Annotated in this window: 21 protein-coding genes and 2 tRNA genes; all 23 read right to left on the bottom strand. The window is 42.4% G+C overall.

Annotated features, from left to right (window positions below; translation table 11 throughout):
* Window positions 1-23 precede the first annotated feature (23 nt).
* On the bottom strand, window positions 24-566 hold the full coding sequence (hpt, locus tag KOL94_RS24360; RefSeq protein WP_221569267.1) for a hypoxanthine phosphoribosyltransferase: 543 nt from the start codon (window positions 564-566) through the stop codon (window positions 24-26).
* Window positions 567-581: 15 nt separating this feature from the next.
* The gene (gene tilS / locus KOL94_RS24355; RefSeq protein WP_221569266.1) at window positions 582-1,982 is read right to left on the bottom strand and encodes a tRNA lysidine(34) synthetase TilS; all 1,401 of its coding nucleotides are present in this window, start codon (window positions 1,980-1,982) and stop codon (window positions 582-584) included.
* A gap of 105 nt (window positions 1,983-2,087) precedes the next feature.
* Complete coding sequence (locus tag KOL94_RS24350) at window positions 2,088-3,086, bottom strand: protein kinase domain-containing protein (protein ID WP_260412647.1); 999 nt, start codon at window positions 3,084-3,086, stop codon at window positions 2,088-2,090.
* The gene (locus KOL94_RS24345; protein WP_221569265.1) at window positions 3,058-3,798 is read right to left on the bottom strand and encodes a VWA domain-containing protein; all 741 of its coding nucleotides are present in this window, start codon (window positions 3,796-3,798) and stop codon (window positions 3,058-3,060) included. The genes KOL94_RS24350 and KOL94_RS24345 overlap by 29 nt, the downstream gene beginning before the upstream one ends.
* 75 nt (window positions 3,799-3,873) lie before the next feature.
* Window positions 3,874-6,360, bottom strand: coding sequence for a stage II sporulation protein E (gene spoIIE, locus KOL94_RS24340; RefSeq protein WP_221569264.1), 2,487 nt, complete (start codon window positions 6,358-6,360; stop codon window positions 3,874-3,876).
* Window positions 6,361-6,840: 480 nt separating this feature from the next.
* Window positions 6,841-6,915 (bottom strand) — tRNA-Glu (locus KOL94_RS24335).
* 217 nt (window positions 6,916-7,132) lie between these two features.
* Window positions 7,133-7,209, bottom strand: a tRNA-Met gene (locus KOL94_RS24330).
* Between the two features lie 467 nt (window positions 7,210-7,676).
* Window positions 7,677-8,096, bottom strand: a complete 420-nt coding sequence (locus KOL94_RS24325) for a S1 domain-containing RNA-binding protein (RefSeq protein ID WP_221569263.1) — start codon at window positions 8,094-8,096, stop codon at window positions 7,677-7,679.
* A 70-nt stretch (window positions 8,097-8,166) separates the two neighbouring features.
* Complete coding sequence (locus KOL94_RS24320) at window positions 8,167-8,550, bottom strand: FtsB family cell division protein (RefSeq protein ID WP_221569262.1); 384 nt, start codon at window positions 8,548-8,550, stop codon at window positions 8,167-8,169.
* An 11-nt stretch (window positions 8,551-8,561) separates the two neighbouring features.
* Window positions 8,562-9,155, bottom strand: a complete 594-nt coding sequence (gene yabQ / locus KOL94_RS24315) for a spore cortex biosynthesis protein YabQ (RefSeq protein WP_221569261.1) — start codon at window positions 9,153-9,155, stop codon at window positions 8,562-8,564.
* A complete protein-coding gene (yabP, locus tag KOL94_RS24310; RefSeq protein ID WP_221569260.1) occupies window positions 9,152-9,469 on the bottom strand; it encodes a sporulation protein YabP in 318 nt (105 codons plus the stop codon). The genes yabQ and yabP overlap by 4 nt, the downstream gene beginning before the upstream one ends.
* A 285-nt stretch (window positions 9,470-9,754) precedes the next feature.
* Window positions 9,755-10,018, bottom strand: coding sequence for an RNA-binding S4 domain-containing protein (locus tag KOL94_RS24305; protein WP_221569259.1), 264 nt, complete (start codon window positions 10,016-10,018; stop codon window positions 9,755-9,757).
* The gene (locus KOL94_RS24300; protein WP_221569258.1) at window positions 10,019-10,291 is read right to left on the bottom strand and encodes an HU family DNA-binding protein; all 273 of its coding nucleotides are present in this window, start codon (window positions 10,289-10,291) and stop codon (window positions 10,019-10,021) included.
* Window positions 10,292-10,392: 101 nt separating this feature from the next.
* Complete coding sequence (gene yabN / locus KOL94_RS24295; protein WP_221569257.1) at window positions 10,393-11,877, bottom strand: bifunctional methyltransferase/pyrophosphohydrolase YabN; 1,485 nt, start codon at window positions 11,875-11,877, stop codon at window positions 10,393-10,395.
* Window positions 11,870-13,468, bottom strand: a complete 1,599-nt coding sequence (locus KOL94_RS25710) for a putative polysaccharide biosynthesis protein (protein ID WP_221569256.1) — start codon at window positions 13,466-13,468, stop codon at window positions 11,870-11,872. The genes yabN and KOL94_RS25710 overlap by 8 nt, the downstream gene beginning before the upstream one ends.
* A 626-nt stretch (window positions 13,469-14,094) precedes the next feature.
* A complete protein-coding gene (gene spoVT, locus KOL94_RS24285; RefSeq protein ID WP_221569255.1) occupies window positions 14,095-14,631 on the bottom strand; it encodes a stage V sporulation protein T in 537 nt (178 codons plus the stop codon).
* A gap of 200 nt (window positions 14,632-14,831) precedes the next feature.
* Window positions 14,832-18,368: a transcription-repair coupling factor gene (gene mfd, locus KOL94_RS24280; RefSeq protein ID WP_221569254.1), complete on the bottom strand. Its 3,537-nt coding sequence runs from the start codon at window positions 18,366-18,368 to the stop codon at window positions 14,832-14,834.
* Window positions 18,369-18,723: 355 nt separating this feature from the next.
* The gene (gene fin, locus KOL94_RS24275) at window positions 18,724-18,954 is read right to left on the bottom strand and encodes an anti-sigma-F factor Fin (RefSeq protein WP_221569253.1); all 231 of its coding nucleotides are present in this window, start codon (window positions 18,952-18,954) and stop codon (window positions 18,724-18,726) included.
* Between the two features lie 58 nt (window positions 18,955-19,012).
* The gene (gene pth / locus KOL94_RS24270; protein ID WP_221569282.1) at window positions 19,013-19,573 is read right to left on the bottom strand and encodes an aminoacyl-tRNA hydrolase; all 561 of its coding nucleotides are present in this window, start codon (window positions 19,571-19,573) and stop codon (window positions 19,013-19,015) included.
* A gap of 191 nt (window positions 19,574-19,764) precedes the next feature.
* On the bottom strand, window positions 19,765-20,433 hold the full coding sequence (locus KOL94_RS24265) for a 50S ribosomal protein L25/general stress protein Ctc (protein ID WP_221569252.1): 669 nt from the start codon (window positions 20,431-20,433) through the stop codon (window positions 19,765-19,767).
* Window positions 20,434-20,527: 94 nt separating this feature from the next.
* Window positions 20,528-21,478: a ribose-phosphate diphosphokinase gene (locus KOL94_RS24260; protein WP_221569251.1), complete on the bottom strand. Its 951-nt coding sequence runs from the start codon at window positions 21,476-21,478 to the stop codon at window positions 20,528-20,530.
* A gap of 7 nt (window positions 21,479-21,485) precedes the next feature.
* Entirely contained in the window at window positions 21,486-22,874 is a 1,389-nt protein-coding gene (gene glmU, locus KOL94_RS24255; RefSeq protein WP_221569250.1) for a bifunctional UDP-N-acetylglucosamine diphosphorylase/glucosamine-1-phosphate N-acetyltransferase GlmU, read from the bottom strand.
* A 565-nt stretch (window positions 22,875-23,439) separates the two neighbouring features.
* A complete protein-coding gene (spoVG, locus tag KOL94_RS24250; protein WP_221569249.1) occupies window positions 23,440-23,730 on the bottom strand; it encodes a septation regulator SpoVG in 291 nt (96 codons plus the stop codon).
* Window positions 23,731-23,768: the final 38 nt, after the last annotated feature.

The following is a 23,768-nucleotide window of genomic DNA, read 5'->3' as shown; positions in this document are numbered from 1 at the left end:
ATATTTGTTCATTAATTCACAACTCATTGGCCTTGGTATATTTCCGGTTTTAATACACCGATGAATGGCAGGTTCCGATAACGCTCAGCAAAGTCTAAACCATAACCTACGACAAAGGCATCTGGGACGATGAACCCTGCAGTATCGGGTTTTAAATCAACCTTGCGCCCTGTTGGCTTATCCAATAGAGTGACGATCTTAATCGACTTGGCTTTCCGGTGCTTGAACAACTCAACGAGATAATTCAGCGTCAGACCGCTGTCGATAATATCTTCTACAATCAAGATATCCCGACCTTCAATCGAAGTGTTCAAATCCTTGATGATTTTGACCTCACCAGAAGATACTGTAGAGTTTCCGTAGCTTGAAACATCCATGAAATCAAGTTCTACATGGATATCCATACGTTTTACAAGATCCGCCATGAAAGGTAATGCACCTTTTAGTACACCGATCACAAGCGGGAAGCGATCTCGGTATTCATCTGATAATTGTGATGCTAGTTCATGCACCTTTTCTTGAATTTCTTCCTCAGAAATCAAGATCTCCTGCATTTCATTTCTCATAAATATGTATTCCTCCTAGACCTCATGCCTGATATTTTGAAAAGATAAAGACATCCATTGGTCGCTGCTGCCATATGATGGGCCTAAATCAGCATGCTTTACACCTGGTATCCATATGATTTTACCTGATGAATCTGTGACAATAGGCCAAATATCCCTAAGTGGCTTTGGTAGTTTCGCGTCAATGAACACATCTTTCACTTTCTTAGATCCCTTCATTCCAGCTGGTTGGATACGATCACCATCTTCTCTAGTTCGAACGAATAATGGTAATTGAAGTTGAGAGGGATGAAAGATGAAATGACTTTTCCCCTTCGCGCCGGCACTTTCCACATCCACGATACGGTAAATCAGTTTCCCGACAGGCAATTCATACGTTTGACCGATTTCCAAGCAGTATGTAAAGGAATGTTGTGTATCCGACTGTTGAAATGTGAAAATACATTTGTCGTATTCGCGCCTGACAATGAGACCAGCTGGCAAATGCATTGTTCCAGAGGGGTTATCCGACTTCATCAAATGTATACAATCCTTGATATGAATAGATGTAATATTGGTCATATCCAATTGATAAAGATAGTTTAATATTAGATGAATCCCTCTTCTTTGTAAAGGAATTGCCATCTCGAGAAAGTGTGCTACAGACAATGTCAATTCTTTGTCACACTTTTGCAGAATAACGTTCACAAGTTCCTTTTCTGTCTGTTTCTGAAGATATTTCTCATCCTCAGCCATCCGTTCACTCAGTTGTTGAAATTTTTCATGTGTGTGCGGATTTTCTTCTTTCAAGAACGGCAGGACGGTTTCCCTGAATCGGTTCCGCTTATATTTATCACTCTTATTACTGGGGTCGGTCCGAAAAGGAATTTTTTCGTCTTTACAATAATGTACAAGTTCGTCCTTCGTTATTCCTAGAAATGGACGGATGATCCGCCCATTCGAAAAAGTACGCGTCACCGGAATGCCGGAAAGCCCTGCATGCGCAGCTCCTCTCACCATGTTCATCAGGATCGTTTCAATTTGATCATCTCCATGGTGTGCTAGAGCTAAACAATCTGCTTCATATTGCTGCATCACGGAGTCGAAAAAATCATAACGCAGTGTCCGTGCAGCGAGCTGTGGAGATTCTCCCGTTTCTTCTATATATAATGGAAGGTTCTTTTGTACTCGTTCAATAGGTACTTTGTGAGTCAGGCAGAAGTGTTCCACACATTCTGCATCCTTAGCTGATTCCCTCCCTCTGAACATGTGGTCCACGTGAGCAACGATGATCTTCAAATTCAGTCCACTTCGTTTTTTTAGCAAATAATCGAGTAGCGCCATCGAATCCGGGCCGCCGGAAACGCCGACCACGATGGTAGAACCTTTACTCAACAGCTTATGCTTTTGAACGAATCGATCTACAGCCTCTAACATGAAACTATCCCCTTCAAGTGGTGGTTATGTGGGTGTTTGTGTTTAAGAAATCATCGCTATCATAGAAGAAGGTGTGACTGATGTCAATATTTACACCTGGACGTATCACATTGTTTGTCCCATCAAGTAAACGACATAAAAGACAAACAAAAATAGGAATATGAGTGCTGCTTCCATTATGTGGCGGCGTTTTCTAATCTTTTTATGCCGATTACGTCCAGAACGACCAGACATCGATTGCTGCTGGGCTTGTGGCGATGAGGTCTTTCCTTTGTGAGCAGTTGCAATCGGTTTAGATGCTGACTTCTTCGAATAAAGCAGCAGTAAATCCTGCCTCATTTCAATTGCATTTTGATAGTGGCCATGAAAAGCCTTATAAAGAATCGGCCGATATTTTCCTAATATACGATTATGGTCGATCTGTTTTTTTAATTGCGTCCATCCGCCTTCTTTTTTATCAAAGCGCTTCGGATAGCCATAGTTCATGATGATCATCCCGACCGCAAAGAGATCATAAGCTGGTTCAGCCCGTCTAGAACCCATTCCCCAAAATCCACGATCAAAAAATTCCGTATACTCTTTGATCGCCCTTCCCATCATCGTCGTTCCTCCGACATCAAGCCATCGGATTTTTGGTGGGGGACCAGATATGAGAAGATTATCAGGCTTGAGATCACCGAATACCCAGCCTGCCTTATGCAAATCTGCTAAATCGCCGAGAAGCTGTAACAAGAGAATTCCAAACCACTCATCTTTACGCTGTCTCATAAATACGAATAACGACTCACCTTGCACATATTCCATGACATAGAAAGGTACGGTACCTGATCCTGTCACCCAATCATCCATTTCGATAAAAGAAGGCCCAAGTGTTTTCCCCTGGACCTTCGATAGATGCTTGAGCACATTTACTTCAGATGTAATCGACAGTGTATCACGGCTGACTTTTATAGCCACTTGAGCACGGTCACTTCTTACGAGATAGACAGTACCGGTCGCACCTGCCCCCAATTCCCGCAGGATCGTATATTGCTTACGGTTCCATTTCCCGGAAATAACTGATCCGATCGAAAGATTAACTTCCGGATTCTTCGATGTATTCATCATAATCACCTAGAAGCTTCCGCTTAGATCGTTTATCAGAAAAGAGTTCCAGTGCCTCTTTCAACGCAGGACCTGTCGGTGTGATCCCGCCTGTCGATATTTTTTTGAACGTTTTCGCTAGTGTATCAAGCTGCGGTGTCCAGTCTTGAAGTTTTTCAATGGACTGTTTCTTGCCTGGAAATGCATAGATCGAAAATTGATTGTTCCCGGTCCGTGAATTTAAGGAAATCGATAAATCAATCAACGATTCTTGAACAGTCGGAAGTTTATCGTCCATACTCGCTGAAATATCCACGAGAATCAAGACTTCCAGATTGACGGTTTCTCCAATCTCATCGACGACCTCCATGACTTGTCCACGTTTTTCCGGAGGTAAATCTTCCATTTGTTGTTCGTCACCCAGGATGTGTGTCAGTTCTTTATTGATCATCCCATGGATCGTTTGTGTCATCGCCTTTTGTGTCACCATTTTTACGGTTTGAGCGAGTTGTGTCGCATATACGATTTGACTTACTCCTCCACCGCTCATCGCAATATCTTCCACTTCTTTCAATCCATGTTCACCATATTCTTCATTTTTTGATAGAATCCCGATGACATTGATCGCAATTCCTTGCTCACTAGCCAGCGCAGCTATGGCGACTGGATCTTCACCATGATTCGAACATCCGTCGGTAATCAATAGGATTTGTCGTAATGTACCTTTGCTCATGCCAAAAATCCCCTCTCGAATTTTGATATTACCATGATAGTCAAGGTGGAGGGGATTTATACTAGATTACATAGACTACGCTTGCTTCCGTAGCTTCTTGTTTTGTTGCGGAATGGTCGACCACTTCGGTATATTACGGTTGATCTTCGTTACGACAACTGTCATATCGTCTTCTATTTGCCCGTAATCTGCCCTGATCACCTCCTCGAGTAGAAGGTCTGCAATGAGTTGCGGGTCATCTGAATTGATTTCCCGGATTTTTCTCTTCAGCCAGGCGTCTTTATTTTCAACATTTTTCGGTCCTTCATAGATTCCATCGCTCATCATAATCAGATAATCCCCGGCTTTCAATTGATCACTTACAACATCGACATCAAAATCCTCGATGATCCCCATTGGGAGATTGCTTGCTTCGATCATAAGCACTTGATCACCGCGTTTTACAAAGCTAGGACTTGACCCGATTTTCAAAAACCGTACCGTCGCATCTTGCAGATCAATCATTGCTAGATCGAGAGTTGAAAAGATTTCATCTGTTGTCCTTAGGGACAGGATGGAATTTACAGATTTGATTGCTGTTGTTTCATCGATCCCCGATTGAAGGATTTTCTGGAGCAGCTTCAGTGTCTCATTACTTTCCAAATGGGCTCGTTCACCATTCCCCATCCCGTCACTGATTGCAACTGCATGCTTACCAGCTCCAAGCTCGATGGTAGAATGGCTATCCCCGGAAAGCCACGCTCCCCCTTTTGCCGCACTGGCCATTCCTGTTTCAACCACAAAATTCTGGGAGGAACGGAACACGACATGACAATACCCGTTCGGATAGGCCGCACACTCTTCCTCTTTCACCACGATGGTTTCATCCAAAATATCAGACAATAAAGGAGCGATGACCTTTTCAGATTCTCCGCGTCCATTGCAATAAGGAATGCTCATTTCGATATCGATACTACCCTTATCTAGAGAATAGATTTCAATATTCCCAACCTCAAGTCCGATGTCATCTAAAGCTTGCTTTACGTTATCTTCGTGGACCTGATGATTTTCCCTTTCCCGTTGGATCTCTTTCGCAAAATTATCCATCACTTGTGAAACACCATGAAGCTGTTCAGCCACAAGCCGCCTGCTTTCTTTAACTTGCTGTTTCAGCTTGATGTTCGCATGATATTGACCGAGTTCGTATTGAATCGTATCAATGACTTTTTTCGAACGAACACAGTGCCGCTCCCAGTCCTTTTGCAGCTTTCGGTCATTCAATTTACCTTGCGGGTTGGTTTCCGCCATGATTTCAGCCATATAATCATACGTTTTTTCAAAATTATTCACCCAGCAATGCCGCTTTTTAAAGCAATTCTGGCAGGTTTTTTCTGTGACATTGCTTAGGAACATATCAAGTTCCCGCTTGTCTTCATCTTCTATCATACTTGTCGCACTGACTGTTGAAAAACTATTAGACAGCGCCTGGAACAGATTGGAGAACTGTTCCACACGGCTTGCGGTGACATCTCTGACCTTCCTGAGATATTGCTGTTGCTCTTGCGTATATTCCTTCGTACCAGGTATATAACGGGAAATCTTCGAAATCGCTTTATTCGGCGTCAGAAGGAACAACCCTACTGCAACACACGATTCTAGTAACGTGGTCGTAAGTATACCGCTCTCTGGACCATAAAGCCCTAGCAGCAATGTTCCGATGAATAACCCGATACTCACCCCGATTTTTCTACCTTCTTTTAATAGGCCTCCTAATAAACCTGAGAATGCCAGAAGGCTCATCTGATAAAGACTAGCAATATTCGCAAGTCCAAGAATAAGACCTGTAACCACTCCTACTGTCGAGCCGATTGCCGCTCCACCTACGAAGGCGAATATTAAAACAAGGTAGCGGGACAGAACATGTTCAACAGATAACTCATAAAATTGCCAGCCAATTGTACCGGTCATAACTGAAGCTAACAGGATGATGAAGCATACAATCTCTTCATTTTTCAATGAATGCTGAATTTTCTTCAATGAGAGCAGCGGAATACTTTGGATGAAAATCAACGTCAAAATACTGCTCAACCCAGCTTCTATTACAACCATTAGAAGACTTCCTGTCGTGATAGGTTCTGATAAAAATGAAAGAATACTCATTCTGGTAATGAAACTAGCAACAAAAACGGTGATTGGTAGAATTTTATACGTCTGTTTTGCTATATTCGTCACAATAGAATGGATAACGAAAAATACGGCCAGTCCGATCGAAACAAATAATCCTGTTTGATCAAACGTCGTCAGTGCACCTGCCAGTAATGCAATAGCGGCAACACCAGCGCGTTCACGCTTAAGGAACAAAACCGCTCCGAAAAACGGAAGCGCAAAGGGGGATAACTCTGAAAGGATGAGCGCCCGTCCTAACAGAAAGCCTGTACAAAATAACAGTAAACTCCAGTGGAGGAGAAAGCGTTTGGCTCCTTCGGAAACCCCTTTCACTTGCATTGATACACTTTTCTTCAACCTCTCAACCACCGCGATCTTACGTAGTAGATGGCTGCTTTCGGATCCTACCTTTTGCATCAACCCCACCCCACTCGTTAATAGTTTCGTGTTTGTCTATTAAAACACAGGAAGAATACTTTTTTTGTCAAACGAACAGACCCAGGTGAAAAAACTTCTCGACGGGTTACGATTCTGAGCGCCAATAAGATTCAATTTTCAGATAATTAAAAGAGGAGTAAAAGTGTTGGAAAACCCTAGCATTCATAATAGCTAGCCATCGTTATCCGTAAGCTGCCAAGAGAAGTAAAAATATGGCGAAGCATCTATAACTACAGTGAAAGAGTTGATAATTCTACATTTGTTGGAGTATAAAAGCCTGAACATGGCTGTTTTTGCGAGGGGAGTCGAATGATTTTATGAGGACCTCACCCCCGTTGTTCGTGCTCGAACGGTCTTTATGAAGCATTCATGGAGCACTTACATCAGGTAATTTCGCATAGACATTCAAATAAAAAACTGTCCAACGCATTAGCGGGACAGTTGTCATTATATATGAAATGGTGACCCCTACGGGATTCGAACCCGTGTTACCGCCGTGAAAGGGCGGTGTCTTAACCACTTGACCAAGGGGCCTAATAATTTTTAATCGCCTGCGATGAAATTCGCGGTTAATCATTCGTTTAACTATTTTAAATGATGTTAAAAAATCGGCGGATTAGAAACAAGAAGTTTGAGGCAGGACAGATTTGAGGATCGGAATGTATATCGTCGATACATGAGAACCGGAAAATCCGAGTAACGAAAAAATTCGCGGTTAATCATTCGTCGTATTTTTTAACCTCACTAAAAATGGTAGCGGCGGAGGGGATCGAACCCCCGACCTCACGGGTATGAACCGTACGCTCTAGCCAGCTGAGCTACACCGCCATTTTCAATACGTTTTAAAGACACAACAAGAATAATACAAGATATCTCGAATCCCGTCAATAACTTTTTAGACATTTTTATTTTAATTAGGCTGTTTCTAAAGGTTTGTTCCTAATGAGTGGTTATCATGTGATATAGAGGTCAATGAAAAACTGTAAGAAGTGGAAATATACGAGACTACTGCGGGAAAAGCGAGCCAGGCGAGACCCCACAGCGAGGTACGAGCGAGGAGGCTTGCGGTTCGCCCACGGATAGCGAGTTTATTTCCAATCCATTACAATGGAATTGTAAAATAACAATCTTAACTAAAAAAGCCTTTAATCCTTTAGCTTGTTAGATTTTTGGATGTTGATCCGGAAATAAAAAACACCCGTTCAGAAACAGGTGTTTGTATATACGTATGCGTGCGTTTTCCGATTTAAAGAGTAATTTTTACTTGCAATCGGTAAGCAACAGATATTATTTTACTATCCCCGGCGTGCTCCGCGTCCTCCACGTTTAGATTCAGTCTGCCTTTTTAGTGTAGATAGACGATCTTCACTATCCTTTAGGAAACGGTTCAACTTATCTTCGAAAGAAACGAATTCATTGTGTTGTCTTCTAGGCTTACCTCCCCTTCCGCGTGGGCGGTCCTGCCTTGGACGGGATGGTTGGTCTTTCGCTTTCTTGATTGAAAGTCCAATTTTACCATCTGATTCAACATTGATGACTTTAACTTCAACTTCGTCTCCAACAGAAAGATGTTCGTTGATATCCTTCACATAATTATCGGCAACCTCACTGATGTGGACTAAACCGGTGATACCATCTGGCAGCTCGACAAATGCTCCAAAATGGGTTATACCTGATACTTTTCCCTTTAATTTGCTGCCTACTTCAATTGTCATTGTAAAAATTGCTCCTCCTTAAAATATGAAAATCAAATTTACTTTATTATACATGCCCAAAATTCCAAGGTCAACGTGCCTTTTCCTTACTGTCAGGGAGTTTGAAGATCGTCTCGCCTGGTTTGGACATATTATAATCTCTTCGCGCGACCTCACCAATATAATCCGGGTCTTGTAGTTTATTCACTTCTTCACTTAATTGTGCCTTTTCAGCTTTGATTTCTTCCAATCGTTCTTCAACAGCTTCCTTTTTTTCTTTTTTTTCCGCGATGACGGAAGCTTGAGAAGTCAGGGTAGCAACCATGACGGTGAACATGATGACGACCAATACACCAAAGACCGTTAGACGTCTTACTAAACCTTGTTTTCTCCGACGTGCTCGTTCTTGTTTCTTCTTTTCTTGGTCTACATATCTTTCATTCACAGCTGTCACTTTGTCATTCTGTTGCACCATCAGATCCTCCTTCACCTTCTTAGTTTTCCGATCCATTCTTTCACCTTATTCGTTGGCTTTTTAAGAATTCCTGCTTTTTCCTTTAGTTTAGCAATTAATTTATCCTTTGTTTTTTCCACTAAGGCTGTGATTCCAAACATTTTAAGAGGGAAAAGGAGAATTTGAGATACGAATAAAAGGATGGAGATAAGAAGTCTACCTATCATTTTACTCAAGGAAAGAAGGAGATTCAATATGACTTTCGCAGGATGAACAAAAAAAGTCCAAAAAATTCTCTTGATCATTTTCGCGATCCAAACGACGATGGATATGATAGTTTCCAACAGTTTTTTGTAAGCTTTCTGAAGCAGGCTTTGATAGCATGCAAAACCACAAAGAAGGGCCAGGAAGATGATAACTCGGACTTCACCTTGATTGACCTGGAGCAATACGTAGAAAATAATCAATGCCTGGAGGAACCAGAAAATAATATCATTGATAAACCTTAACCAATTCCACCGTTTGTTCCTTGTTTGGAAGCGATGATACGTATCAAGTGCCATCCCGATCCAGATCCCGCTCCCAACCATGGCTAAAATCGTATAAAGCTGTACATCCAGACTCATTTGAACAGCTTGCTAAAAAACCCTTTAGCCTTATCTCCCTGTTGCTGATCTAAATACACAAGATCGAATACCTTTCCTTCAATCGAAACAAGGCCTTGTTCGAGATTCAAGTTTTTCATTTTCAGGTTATAGCCCCTGACTGCAAGGAACCCCATTGACGTTTCAAGCAAAAACTCCTCATTATCGAAGCTTTCAACCTGCTTTACGCCAGTGATATCAAGCGATTTTCTGCCTCTCATTTTTATATCATGGTCCGGTGCTGTCGTGGTTTTATTATTGTAAGATGACCCATTGTAATCATAGTACTGGTCCATATAGACTCCTCCCCACACATGGTTTGTACCAATGTATGAGGAACGGGGCATTTTTAGAACAAGCCTATGAGAGCATCCTGATCTGTAAATATAGAATACTCGCTAATGCCAAATTAAAAAAGATCGACCACATATGTTCAGCAGAAGATACCACTTCATTTCAAAAACATTAAAAATCTTATGCTTTGAAATGGTGGCCAGACTGCCTCACAATTTTTGTGATCGACCTTTCTTATATTTAACCCCTCGTAATAAATTACGGTTTGAAGCTCTGCACCCTGATTACTAGCCCTCGTTCACACGGGTTTCACTTATCACTTTATACATGGATGCAGCATCTTCTTTTTTTGTTGTCTCTTTTAAGTCTTCTATTTTGACTGTAACAATTTTTTGTCCAAAACGGATCTGAAGTTCATCTCCAGGTTGGACGTTTGAGGACGCCTTCCCGGCATTCCCGTTAATGAGGATTCTTCCTTGATCAGATATCTCTTTGGCGACAGTACGTCGTTTGATCAAGCGAGAAACCTTCAAAAACTTATCTAAACGCATTTATTTTACGGCTTCTTTCAACTTGTTCCCAGCACGGAATGCAGGAACTGTAGATGCTGGAATTTCAATTGTTTCACCAGTTTGAGGATTGCGTCCTGTACGGCTTGAGCGTTCTCTTGTCTCAAAAGTACCAAAACCGACAAACTGTACCTTGTCGCCTTCTTTAAGAGCATCTGTAATTTCTGTCAAAAGACTGTTCACTACTGATTCAACGTCTTTCTTCGTAAGACCTTCTTTTTCAGCGATATTGTTGACTAGATCATTTTTATTCATTTTATGTACCTCCTAATTTTTTTCGTTTTCGTTTGTTTGATAGACAAATTCGCATGAGGAGCGCTTTCTTTGACCATTCCAAAGAATAAAATTCTCTACATCTAGTTAGAATCCTTCTTTTTAGACATTTTTTTTGCTTGTTCCCAGAAAAAGTCCATTTCCTCTAGCGATGCATCCTCAAAAGAGACATCTTTCTTTCTCAGCTCTTCTTCAATATGACGAAAGCGACTATAGAACTTGCGATTCGTCCGAGTAAGAGCTAACTCAGGGTCAATCCCATAATAACGGGACAGATTGACGAGTGCAAATAAACAATCTCCAAGCTCGCCTTCCATTTCATCACGATTGGCGGATTTTGCGGCTTCTTGAAGCTCGGACAGTTCTTCATTGATCTTATGGAGGATCGGTTCGATATGGTCCCAATCAAACCCTGCCTTCGCGGCTTTCTTTTGTAATTTCTCAGCTCGGATCAATGCAGGGAATTGATCAATTCCATCTAGGATCGATTCAACATAATGTTGGGGATCATTTGCTTTTTCAGCTTTTTTGATTTCATCCCACGTCTGTTTTACTTCCTCGGCTGTATCGAGGGTCTTCTCGCCGAAAACGTGCGGGTGACGTCGTATCATTTTTTCTGTCAGGGTTTTAATCACATCATCGATTGAAAAATAACCATGATCCTCCCCGATTTGGGCATGGAGCATCACCTGGAGCAGCACATCCCCCAGCTCTTCAGTCAAATGCTCATCATCTTCGTTATCGATTGCTTCAATTACTTCGTAGGCTTCTTCAAGCAGGTAGCGGCGAAGGCTTTCATGAGTCTGTTTTTTATCCCAAGGACAACCGTCCGGTCCTCTCAATGTACGGATGACATTCCGTAATTGTGTGAATTCCCTACTCAATAGATTGGCATCCTGGATTGGTTCCACATATACAGCCGTCAAATTATTCACCTCTACATGGCGGTCCATTTCGAAAAGCGGCACAGAAACAATCGATTCATTGCGAGATCCAGCTGCAGTGACAATATGTACAGGATGGTCATCTGGATAACGTTCCATCAACGACAACTTCACATGAGAAGCAATCATTGCATCGTAAACCTGCGCAACGATGACATGCTGTTGGATGTTAGGCTGTTCTGCAGAAAGTACAGTTCCATCAAGCAGTTGGAAACCATCAATCGGATCGATTTTCAATGCCTGGAACATCGAATCCAAAAAGCTCTGTCCGCCTCGTATTTCAATGGCAGGACCCTCTTCTTGCTCTCTTTGTAAAAGGAGCTGTACCGTCTGTTCAGCTACTAAGGGATGACCGGGCACCACATAGATGAGATTACGGTTTTCCACTTCCTTCAACAAGTGACGGACGATCTCTTCATACACATTTTCAAACTCTGCCTCTTGTTCATACAGTTCATCAAAGCTCTGGAATACTAATCCTTCTTTTTGAAGTTCTTCAATCACAGGGTGCTCCTTCGTGCGAAGAAAAACTCTATCAGCCTCTTTCAGCAATTTATACACACCATATGGAATTTGTTCAAGATCTCCCGCACCTACTCCGACAACTGTTATCGTATTAGTCATTTTCACCGCTCCTTTCTTTATAAAACCATTTCACTAGACGTTTCCCTTTAGGAAGCATGACGATTTCTTCGTATTTCCATACGTTCAAATAGACAAGTGCAACCACATACACACCTGCTCCGACCAATGCACTTGAGACAGCAGTAAAGCCAGCCGCTGCACGATTTCCTTCCGGAAGGAGAAAGAACCATAGCTCTTTCCATAAAAACGTGGTAAGAGCCATCAGAATTAAGGATACGAGCACTTTTCCACTGTAAAACCTCTGCACATTGAAGACATAGGTCAATCTCTGCACAACCAACAAATTAAATAAGGCTACGAACGCAGTACTGATCACAGTGGTTAACGCTACACCGGAAATGCCGTACACCGGCAATAGAAAACTGTTCAAGACCGCTTTTAACACCATCGCTAAAAGAATGAATAAGACCGGAAAACCGATTTTACCGAGTCCTTGCAATACTGCAGAGGAGGTGATTGCAAGCGATCCGAAGAAAACCGCTGCCCCTAATATTCCGAGGGCGAAGGATCCATTGCTGTCTTCGTACAAAAAAATATTCGTCGGAACAATGATCACAGCCAGCCCAACAGCTGCCGCGCCGCCGATAATGAAGCTGAATTTCAATGATAACCCTGCGAACGTATTGATTTGCCCATCATCCTTGACCTGTCTCGATTTAGCTATGAAAGGAATCAAAGGCAGTGCCATTGCAGTCGCTATCACTGTACCTAATTGAAGCAACGGTTGGCCACGGTCATATACACCTTTGTACACCTTCGCATCCAACACTTCCATACCGCTAACCTGTAACCCCGGCACTACCTGTAAGGCATCAATCAATTGAAATAACGCAAGCATGACAGCAGTAATGCATATCGCGATACCACCTCTCAAAACTGTCCCCATGATAGTCAGGGTTTCTCGAAACGATACCTTTTCAGGAGTATCCATTTTCAATTTTTGTTTACGGAGGAATAGCACCAACACGATAACGGATACAAGACTTCCGGCTAATCCACCGAAAACAGCTGCCGTACCAACCAGATACCGGTCAGCACCTTGTGAAACAAACCAGATCGTCAATAGTAAAATCATAGCCACTCTAACGAACTGTTCAAAAACTTGAGATATTGCAGTCGGGGTCATGTCCTCTTGTCCCTGGAAGTAGCCTCTTGTCACCGATAGAAGCGGAACGAATAAAAAAGAGTAAGACGACATTCGAAGTGGGCTTACAAGTAACGGATCATTCATTGCTTCAGCAATCATTGGTGCCGTACTATACAATAGAAAAAAGACCAGTATAAAAAAACTGCTCAATCCGATGAAAGTGGTCGTCAATGTATTTTTAACTTGATTTTTTTCATTTTCAGATATGATTTTCGAAAGCATCAGCGGAAAACCATACAGGCTTAAAGCGAAAGCAATCGCATAGAAAGGGTACACCTGCTGATAAACGTAAAGACCCAAATCTCCCGCTATATTCTGATAAGGAATTCTGTAAAAAGCGCTCAGCACCTTTACAAATAATGCTGCCCCTGAAATGACGAGGGTTCCTTTCCAGAATGACTTCTGAACATCTATATAATTCACTTCATTTACACATCCTTAAAAAACACAAGCGTCTTGGTAATCTAGTACGCTGCTGCTAGAACAAATACACATCCATGCCATTATATCACGAATTAAATATGTTGAATCTGAGTAGCGTTACCATGCAGTTTCGTTTTGCTAACTAAATTCATTTCCTTTCCGTTGGCTACACATAAGATGTCAATCAATGCATAGCCCACCGCAGGGAAGTCTGAAGTGAGCTAATTGACTGGTCGTGAAGATAGACATCTCTTCTATGTATTGGCCTAATTCTGCATGCCTCCTTTCCTTACTCTATCCCTGAAATCAAGTTGCACTTACCCGGTAACGGACACAGGAGACCTTAATTGACCAAAACAATGGCATTTTAAAAACTTAACGGACACCAGGGACCTTATTTCACAAATATCATAGAAAATCAGCTGCTATATTCACAAATAACGGCTCTGATGTCCGGTAAAATTCAGAAACACCGATTATATTCACAAATAACGGCTCTGGTGTCCGTTAACTGAAAACATGGCTAACTATGTCCCGCCTGGATCACTTTTCCCACAGGAGTGTTGAAATTACGATTTACAAAACCTGTAGAAACGAAAAAGAAGCAGATCACCTGCTTCTTCCTCTCATTGTTCCATTTGTTTGGCTAAGAAACCGGCTGCGGTTTCAGCTAACTTCTGTTCGATGTCGCCAACCTGCTTGTCCGTTTTTGAAAGTAAAACAACGGCACCGATAGGATCTCCATTCGCTACTATAGGTGCGATGATATGGGAGACTGTCTCACTATTGCCATCAACTACTTCAACAGATGTGGCCTGGCTCGATACGACAGTTTTCCGATCACTCATCGACGTTTCAATCACTTTTCCGATATTCTTATTCAAGTAGTCCTTTTTCCCTCCACCAGCTACAGCGATGAATGCATCACGATCTGATATTAATGTAATATGCTGTGTATGCTCATATAAGGATTCAGCATACTCCTGGGCGAAATCCCCAAGTTCACTGATAGGAGAATACTTTTTCAGGATGACTTCCCCTTCACGATCAACAAAAATCTCAAGAGGATCCCCTTCGCGAATCCGCAGGGTTCTTCTGATTTCCTTAGGAATGACGACCCGACCCAGATCGTCAATACGACGTACGATACCTGTGGCTTTCATTCTTGTTGCCCTCACTTTCCTAACGTTGCAAGATAATGGAGATACAATAGCATTCATGGTATTAATGAGTAAAAATACCATTCATTTGCCTTTAGTATCCGTACGTTGTCCTAATCTATTCACAGAATACGGAAAATTCTTCACAAGAAATTCAAAAAAGTACTATAAAAGGTAACGATCACAGGTAATACAAGACTATTCTATGCTTGAACTGCTTCCTTCCTCGCTTTAGGGAACTGCTGCAGAATCTCTTCTATGACAGCCAGAAGCTGGTCATCTGTAAGTCGTTTGTTATTGATGATGACTTTGATCTGGTCCTGGACCATCCCTAAATTCACATGACGACCGATTTTATTGACGATATCGAACAATTTACTTCCATCAAGATGCTGTGTTGTTTCTTTTGAAATCAGGATTTGGACTTCATTCTTCGTATTTTGCTCGATCTTTTCTATTTTCTCTTGTTCTGCATATAGCTTGATTCGAGCAATAGCAAGTAAATTGGCGACTTGCTCAGGATACTCCCCAAAACGATCCATCATTTCATCATTCAGATCGAAGACATCATCAAAACTCGTCAATCCTTTGAATCGTTTGTACATATCGATCTTCTGCTTTTCATCATTGATATAGGAAGCAGGAATATAAGCATCGACGTTCAAGTCCAGCTCGAGGTCGATTTCTTTCTTCTTCGGTTTTTCACCTTTCCGTTCTTCAATTGCATCCTTCAACATTTGCGAATACAAATCAAAACCTACAGAGTCGATGAATCCATGCTGCTGAGCACCAAGCAGATTTCCCGCACCCCGTATGGACAGGTCACGCATGGCGATTTTGAAACCTGAACCCAACTCGGTGAATTCCTTAATTGCTTGTAGACGCTTTTCAGCTATCTCAGTCAACACCTTATCCCGCTGATACATGAAATAGGAATAGGCGACACGATTGGAACGTCCGACACGTCCTCTAAGCTGGTACAGCTGAGAAAGCCCCATTTTATCCGCATCGTGGACAATCAGGGTGTTCACATTAGGGATATCGACACCTGTCTCGATGATCGTCGTACTGACAAGGACATCATAATTCCCATCTAAAAAGTCGATCATGACAGATTCAAGTTCATTCTCGCGCATTTGACCGTGTGCATACGCAACACGTGCATCCGGCACAAGCTGGGAAATCTGCTCTGTCATTTGTTGGATCGTTTCCACTTTGTTATATAAGAAATAAACTTGCCCGCCTCTTGATAGTTCCCGTTCGATTGCCTCCCGGATCATACTGCCGCTGTATTCGACGACATATGTTTGGACAGGAAAACGATTCTCAGGAGGGGTTTCAATGACAGAGAGATCCCGTACCCCAAGCATCGACATGTGTAATGTTCTCGGAATGGGAGTTGCTGTCAATGTCAGAACGTCTACCGTGGTTTTCATCTGTTTGATCTTTTCCTTATGGGTTACACCGAAGCGTTGCTCTTCATCAATGATAAGCAGTCCCAATTCTTTGAACTGGATGTCCTTTGAAAGTAGACGATGAGTCCCCACGACGATATCGACTGTACCTTGTTTTAACCCTTTTAGTGTTTCTGTCTGCTCTTTTCGGGTTCGGAATCTGCTCAATGATTTGATCGTCACAGGAAATTCCGCAAAACGCTCCATCAGCGTTTCGTAATGCTGCTGTGCTAAAATCGTCGTCGGCACAAGGAAGGCGACCTGTTTGCCATCGTTGATCGCTTTGAAGGCAGCACGAATTGCGACCTCGGTTTTACCATAACCGACATCCCCGCAAAGCAATCGATCCATTGGTCTTTCTTTTTCCATGTCTTCTTTTATTTCTTGAATTGCACGAAGCTGGTCCTCGGTCTCTTGATACGTAAATACACTTTCGAATTCTTGCTGGAGGGCACCATCCTCCGAGAATGCATATCCCTTTGTCGCTTCCCGTTCGGCATACAATTTGATCAAATCGTCGGCAATATCCTGGACGGACGACTGTACCTTGCTTTTCACCTTTTTCCATTCACTGCCGCCAAGCTTGTAAACTTTAGGATCTTTTGCTTCTGAACCTACATATTTCTGTACTTGATCAATTTGCTCGACTGGGACGTACAGCTTATCATCGCCAGCATATCTAAGGTGGAGGTAATCCTTGTGTACTCCGTTGATTTCAAGTGTTTCAATCCCTAGATATTTTCCGATTCCATGGTTGATGTGTACGACATAATCGCCGACTTTCAACTCGGAATAGCTCTTGATGCGTTCAGCATTGGACATTTTCTGAGTTCTGCGCGGTTTACGAGAAGTTTTCTTGGTGAATACTTCTTCTTCCGTCAATACAACAAGCTTCCGCATCGGGAGTTCGAATCCACCGTTCAAGTCACCGATCATGATATGGTTCTTTCCAGGTGTCAGTGGTGTGTCTCCTTCAACGAGTACAGCATCGATATTATAATCCTCTGTGACTCGTTCGAGACGTTTCGCCCGTTCTTTATTCGCAGCAAGAAAGACGACGGCATCCTTGCTTTTGCGCCACCTTTGGAGTTCAGTCTGCAGTACATTCATCTGTCCATGGAAATTCTGCATCGCTTTACAGCTCATATTGATGATGTTCTGCGGGTTTGTATGTGGCACATGCCTTAAGAACAGAGATAGATATAGGAACATGAAACCAGGTTTATTGACGATCTCATCATATTGATGGGATAGTGTCATTCCGGTCAAAATTTCCCCCTGGTTCAATAATGTCGTCTGCCACTCTGCTTCTTCCTTCTCGAATTGTGCGGATGTTTCCTGGATTCGGCTGATTTCATCCATGATGACCAGAGCATCATCCGGTAAATAATCTAGCAAACTAGCAGGCTTATCGTAATAGTAGGAAATGTATTTGTACATCCCCTGGAAAGCTTGCTTTTGTTTGAGCTGTTCAACCTCATAACCGATATGTTCCGTGAGCTTTTCTTTCACTCCACTGTCTTTGATCTTTTGCAAGGATCTTGCTAGTCCGAGTTCGACCTTCGTTACAGCTCTTTCAAAGTGTTCAGGAAACAAAATGATTTCTTCGGCAGGACCGACTTTGATTTTCTTCAATTGTTTTTCCGACCGCTGTGTTTCAACATCAAAATAACGGATCGAATCCACTTCCGTATCAAAAAGTTCAATTCGGATCGGATTAGATTCTGTGAGCGGGAAAATATCCATGATTCCACCGCGGATACTGAATTCACCTGGTGAAGTGATCATATCCGAACGTTCATATCCCATTGCGATCAGCAGATTCTTCACTTCATCAAGGTTGATATCCGTTCCTCTTGTAAAAGTGATATGGCTATTGCGCCATACCTCGGACGGTGGAATTATTCTGCGTAGTCCCGCAATCGGGGTGATGACGATGCCCTTGGCTCCATCACTCAAATGATTGAGGACATCGATACGCTGGGATTTCAATTCCGGACTGGCGATCGCGATTTCTGCCGAAGTCAATTCATTGACCGGGTATAAATGAACGGTATCCTCTCCTAGTAAAGCGGTAAGATCCTCATAGAGCTTCTGCGCTTGAAAAAGATTATGTGTGACGACAAGCTGCGCCCGTTCATCCGATTGATAAAGACAAGCCATCAACAGCGTTCTCGCAGAACCTGACAGCCCCGAAACAAGTTGTTCACGAAGGCCTTCTGAAAGTCCTGTAGCGAGGGAGTGGAAGTCGTCATTATCACAAAAATACGTAAGTAAACCTTGCATGCAAGTTATCTCCTTCCCGTCAGGATGGGAGTCAAATTCCCAAAACTTATATATCTATAAAACCTGTTGTTGAATCGTTCATGTAGTTAAAGACATTTTCAAGTTAGTAAAAATCAATGTTTCTAACATTTTTCGTTATAATAGCACGATAAATATACTCGCTTTCCGCGGGCGATCCCCCCAAGCCTCCTCACTCGTTCCTCGTTGCGGGGTCTCGCCTGGCTCGCTTTTCCCGCAGGAGTCTCGAATATTTCACCGCTAACAAAGCTTTCATATTACCTTTAGCAGCAACAAACCTTTAGAGATTAGTTTTTTTCAACAACAGAAAATGCCTTGGTGTTAAAACCAAAGCCGTTTACTGTATAAATGTATCCAATGCGTGCAAATCTGGGTTTCTCCGTAGCATCTCATAACAATCCTCACAAATTGATTTAACGTAAACATGCCCCTGATCATCATAGGAGATATATTCCTCGCGTTCTTGATCAGATAGATGGTCAAAACCTAGATTCGTCGAAGCCGTTGAAGACACATCCAGTTTACCGATGTGTACCCCGCAATGTTTGCATGAATAATAGACAGCCATCCTATGCCTCCTTGGTGACTCATTTACTACCATTATGGTCGTGGAGACATGTTTCTATTCATCCGTTGTATCGGTTCATCACTTGGGAAAATGGCGTATCAATCCAACATTCGCATGAGTCAGCAGATCGTTGTAAAGCCTCCTTGATAGGGCCTTGTTGATCGGGACGGAATGATTTTAGTACATAATCAGGAACGGCCTCTCCAGGTTCTGGGCGGCCAATTCCAATCCGTATACGTTTGAAATCCTGGCTGCCCAGGTGTTGGATGATCGATTTCATCCCATTGTGTCCGCCTGCGCTTCCTTTTTCACGTAAGCGAAGCTTTCCGGGTACCAGATCCAAATCATCATAGATGACAAGAAGGTCGTCAATATCCACTTTATAATATTTCATCAGAGGAATGACGGAGTCTCCCGAGCGGTTCATATACGTCAAAGGTTTTAATAAACATATTTTATGTCCATTCACTTTGCCTATGCCAAATAGTCCGTTGAATTTTTGTTTATTTAATGGAATCGATAGACTTTCTGAAAGATGATCGATCACTTTGAATCCGACATTATGCCGTGTATGCTCGTACTGATTTCCGGGATTCCCCAGACCAGCAATGACCTTCATTTCTTCAAACCCTTCCTTTTTCCACATCTGCAGAATCCTGTTTATCATCATTCCGAACTCCTCATATGAATATACTTATTTTATTCCATATAAAATCGTTCCATCCTTCTATCAGGTTGGATCACTTTCATACAACACGTAGAAAAAGGCGCAACCAAAGCGGCTACGCCTCTCATGAATGTATGATCTGATTACTCTTTTGATTCCTCTTCTGTAGATGCATCTTGGTTTTCATTATCTTCTGAAGCTTCTTTTCTTTCACCGACAAGTTCTGGTTCTTGCTCTTCATCATCAATAATTTCTTCCTCAGGTTCTTCTGTAGGCGGTGCGATAGAAACGACGACTTCTTCAGGATCGTTCATAATCTGATATGAGGAATTTTCTTTGATGTCAGCGACAGTGAATGCATCACTGATATTCAATTCATCGATATTCACTTCGATCTCACCAGGAATATCCGCTGGTAACGCTCTAACAGTAATTTCGTGTAAGGAGTGCTGGACAACTCCACCTTCCTTCACGCCTGCGGCTTCACCGACGAGGTGTACAGGGACATCAGCATCTGTTTCTTCATTCAAATTGATCTCTCTGAAATCAATGTGGATGATCAGATCTTTCAAATGGTCGATTTGTAAATCCTGAACCATTGCAGAATGCTTGTCCTTGCCGATTTTCAAGTTGATGACAGCATTTATGCCACCTTCACGTATGGATTTGATGAAATTTACACGATCAAGATAGATCGGCTTACTGTCACCATTTCCATAGAAAACCGCTGGAACGTGCCCTTCCTCACGCAATCTTCTAGTAGTTGAACGAGTAAAATCATCTCTTACTGTTGCATCTAAATCAATAGCCATAACGAAATCACCTTCCTGTGTCAGTTGCTATTTTAAAACTATACCCGAAAACAGATAGGTTCAAACATCATGCTGCTCATTTCTTGGAGGAAAATCAATCGAAAAGCTTACTTACGGACTGTTGTTCATGGACACGGATAATCGCTTCACCAAGAAGTGGAGCCACTGAAAGCTGAGTCAGCTTGTCGATGAACTTCTCTTCTGGTAATGCAATTGAATTCGTCACCACAAGTTCTTTAATTTTCGAATTCTGGATCCTTTCAATTGCTGGTCCAGATAAGACAGGGTGTGTACAGCAAGCGTAGACATCATTAGCACCGTTTTCGATCAATGCGTTTGCGGCTAATGTGATAGTCCCTGCTGTATCAATGATATCATCAATCAAAATTGCTGTCTTGCCTTCGATGTTACCGACGATATTCATGACTTCAGAAACGTTAGGGCGTGGACGACGCTTATCGATGATCGCGATTGGTGCTTTCAATCGATCTGCTAATTTACGAGCACGGGTTACGCCTCCATGATCCGGGGATACGACAACAATGTCATCAAGATTCTTGCTTTCGAAATAATTACCTAGAATCGGAACACCTAACAATTGGTCTACAGGGAGGTCGAAGAAACCTTGGATTTGCGGTGCATGGAGATCCATCGTGATCACACGTGTGGCACCTGCTGTCTCTAATAAATTCGCGACAAGCTTCGCTGTGATCGGTTCTCTTGAACGAGCTTTACGATCCTGCCTTGCATATCCATAGTATGGAATCACGACATTGATCGTTTTGGCAGATGCACGCTTCAAGGCATCGATCATGATAAGGAGTTCCATCAAGTTTTCATTGACCGGTGATGATGTAGACTGAATCACATAGACCTCACCACCTCGGATACTTTCTTCAATGTTAATCTGAATTTCTCCATCACTGAAACGCTGTACAGAACATTTACCCATGTGCACCCCAATATGTTCTGTGATTTCTTCTGCTAAGTCTTCATTCGAATTCAATGTAAAAACTTTTAGTTTCGAATTCTCGTATTTAGACATTGATCCATTACCCCCTGTGGTTGTTTTGCTTATCTTGTATTTTGGAAACGTAACCTTCTTTATTCGTTTGACGAGCGCGAGCTATGGAAAGGGCTTCCCCCGGAACATTGTCCGTTATAGTCGAACCAGCAGCGACGTATGCATTCTCACCTACTGTGACCGGTGCAATCAAATTGGAGTTACAGCCGATAAAGGCACCATCTTCAACCTTTGTAAGATGTTTGTTTTTCCCGTCATAATTGACTGTAATAGAGCCACATCCAAGATTTACATCTTTTCCGATTTCAGCGTCACCGATATAGCTTAAATGAGATGCTTTACTGCCATTATCCATTTTGGACTTTTTGATTTCGACGAAATTACCAACTTTGATATCATTTCCCAATTTCGATTGCGGTCGGATATGTGCAAACGGACCGATCGCTACTTTCTCTCCGACATCACTATCGTGGACGACTGATTGGCGGATGACTGTAGCGTTCCCGATTTGACTATCTTTAATTTCACTGTTCGGACCAATTTCACAATCTTCGCCGATTGAGGTTTCACCAGACAGCACTGTACCCGGAAAAATGACGGAATCCTTACCAATCGTCACATCTGCACTGATGTAAGTCTGCTGCGGATCAATGATCGTCACACCATTCCTCATGTGTTGCGTGTTGATCTTTACTTTCATCAGTCTTTCTGCCTCCGATAAAGCGACGCGATCATTGACACCGATCGTTTCATCAAAGGATGGCGTTTGATAAGCTGCGACTGTTTCAGATTGGGTTTTCACGATTTCAATGACATCAGGCAAGTAATACTCGCCCTGTACATTATCGTTATTCACCTGTTTTAGAGCTTCGAATAATGTCTGATTGTCAAAACAGTACGTGCCTGTATTGATTTCTTGGACTGCCAATTCTTCCATAGATGCGTCTTTATGTTCAACGACTTTCGCCACTGTTCCATCCTCGTTCCGGATCACTCTTCCGTAACCAGCAGGGTCCTCTGCATGAGCGGTCAACAAGGTCACTTTCGCGTTTTCCTTTTCATGATGTGTAAGGAGTGCCTCCATCGTTTCAGATGAAATCAATGGTGTGTCTCCACATACCACAAGGGTTGTTCCATTCAATTCTCTGAGCTGCCCCTCGGTTTGCATGACCGCATGGCCTGTTCCTAGCTGCTCTTCTTGAAGGGCATATTCTATATCTGCCCCAAGCTGGGATTTCACCTTTTCAGCTCCATGTCCAATGACCGTCACGATCTTTTCGACATTAACATTCTTGATCTGATCGACGACATGCTGAACCATCGGCTTTCCAGCAACAGGGTGCAGTACTTTATATAAACGAGATTTCATGCGGGTACCTTGTCCAGCTGCCAGCACAACTGCATAACGTTTCGTCATAAATATCCTCCAATGCTCGTAATCCTATAATTCCATTATGAATATATCTCATAATGCTGTCATATTCAAGGAAACGGGGCTTTTGTCGTTAGATTGAAACATTCTGTGTAATTTGTACCATCCTTCAATCAACAGTAGGAGGATATTCATCATTTCATTTTTAATAAATAGCTCTGAAATTTCTTGTTGGTACCAATGGTTTCGGTCTTGTATGTCTACTTTAGACTTTTTAAATAATAGGCTAACGGACACAGGAGACCTAAATTGTTCAATATCAACCTCTCACCTGGATCAATGTTCCCGCAGATCTGTCGGAAATTTCTCTTCTGAAAAATTTTCCTATGTAAAATTTTATAATATGGCTAGTTTTTATTGTTGGAATTCTACGAAATTCACTCCCTTTCCACAGGTGATCCGCGAGCCTCCCTGCTGCGAGGTCTCGTATGGCTCGCTTTTCCCGCAGGAGTGTCGTACATTCCCCTTAAAATCAACAAGGTCCTTTAACAGAGCCTTAAATATAAATAAAAGAACCCAATCACGTTGATCAGGTTCTTAGATGCGTAGATTAGGATGCACCTGCTTCTTCTAAAGCGGACTCCAATTCCCCTACACGATGGTATTCTGTTAACACAGCAGTCTGGATCTTTTCACGAGTGTTTGAGGTGATCGGATGAGCGATGTCACGAAATTCTCCATCTGGAGTTCGTTTACTAGGCATCGCAACAAACATCCCGTTATTTCCATCAATCACACGGATATCATGAACAACGAATTCATGATCGATGGTGATTGAAGCAATGGCTTTCATGCGTCCATCTGTGTTCACTCGTCGAAGTCTTACATCAGTTACTTCCATTTTGTAAAAACACACCACCTTTTTTATAAATACCAGCG

It is taken from the genome of Alkalihalobacillus sp. TS-13 (assembly GCF_019720915.1).
GTDB lineage: Bacteria > Bacillota > Bacilli > Bacillales > Fictibacillaceae > Pseudalkalibacillus.
This window is presented reverse-complemented; position numbering and strand designations above follow the sequence as displayed.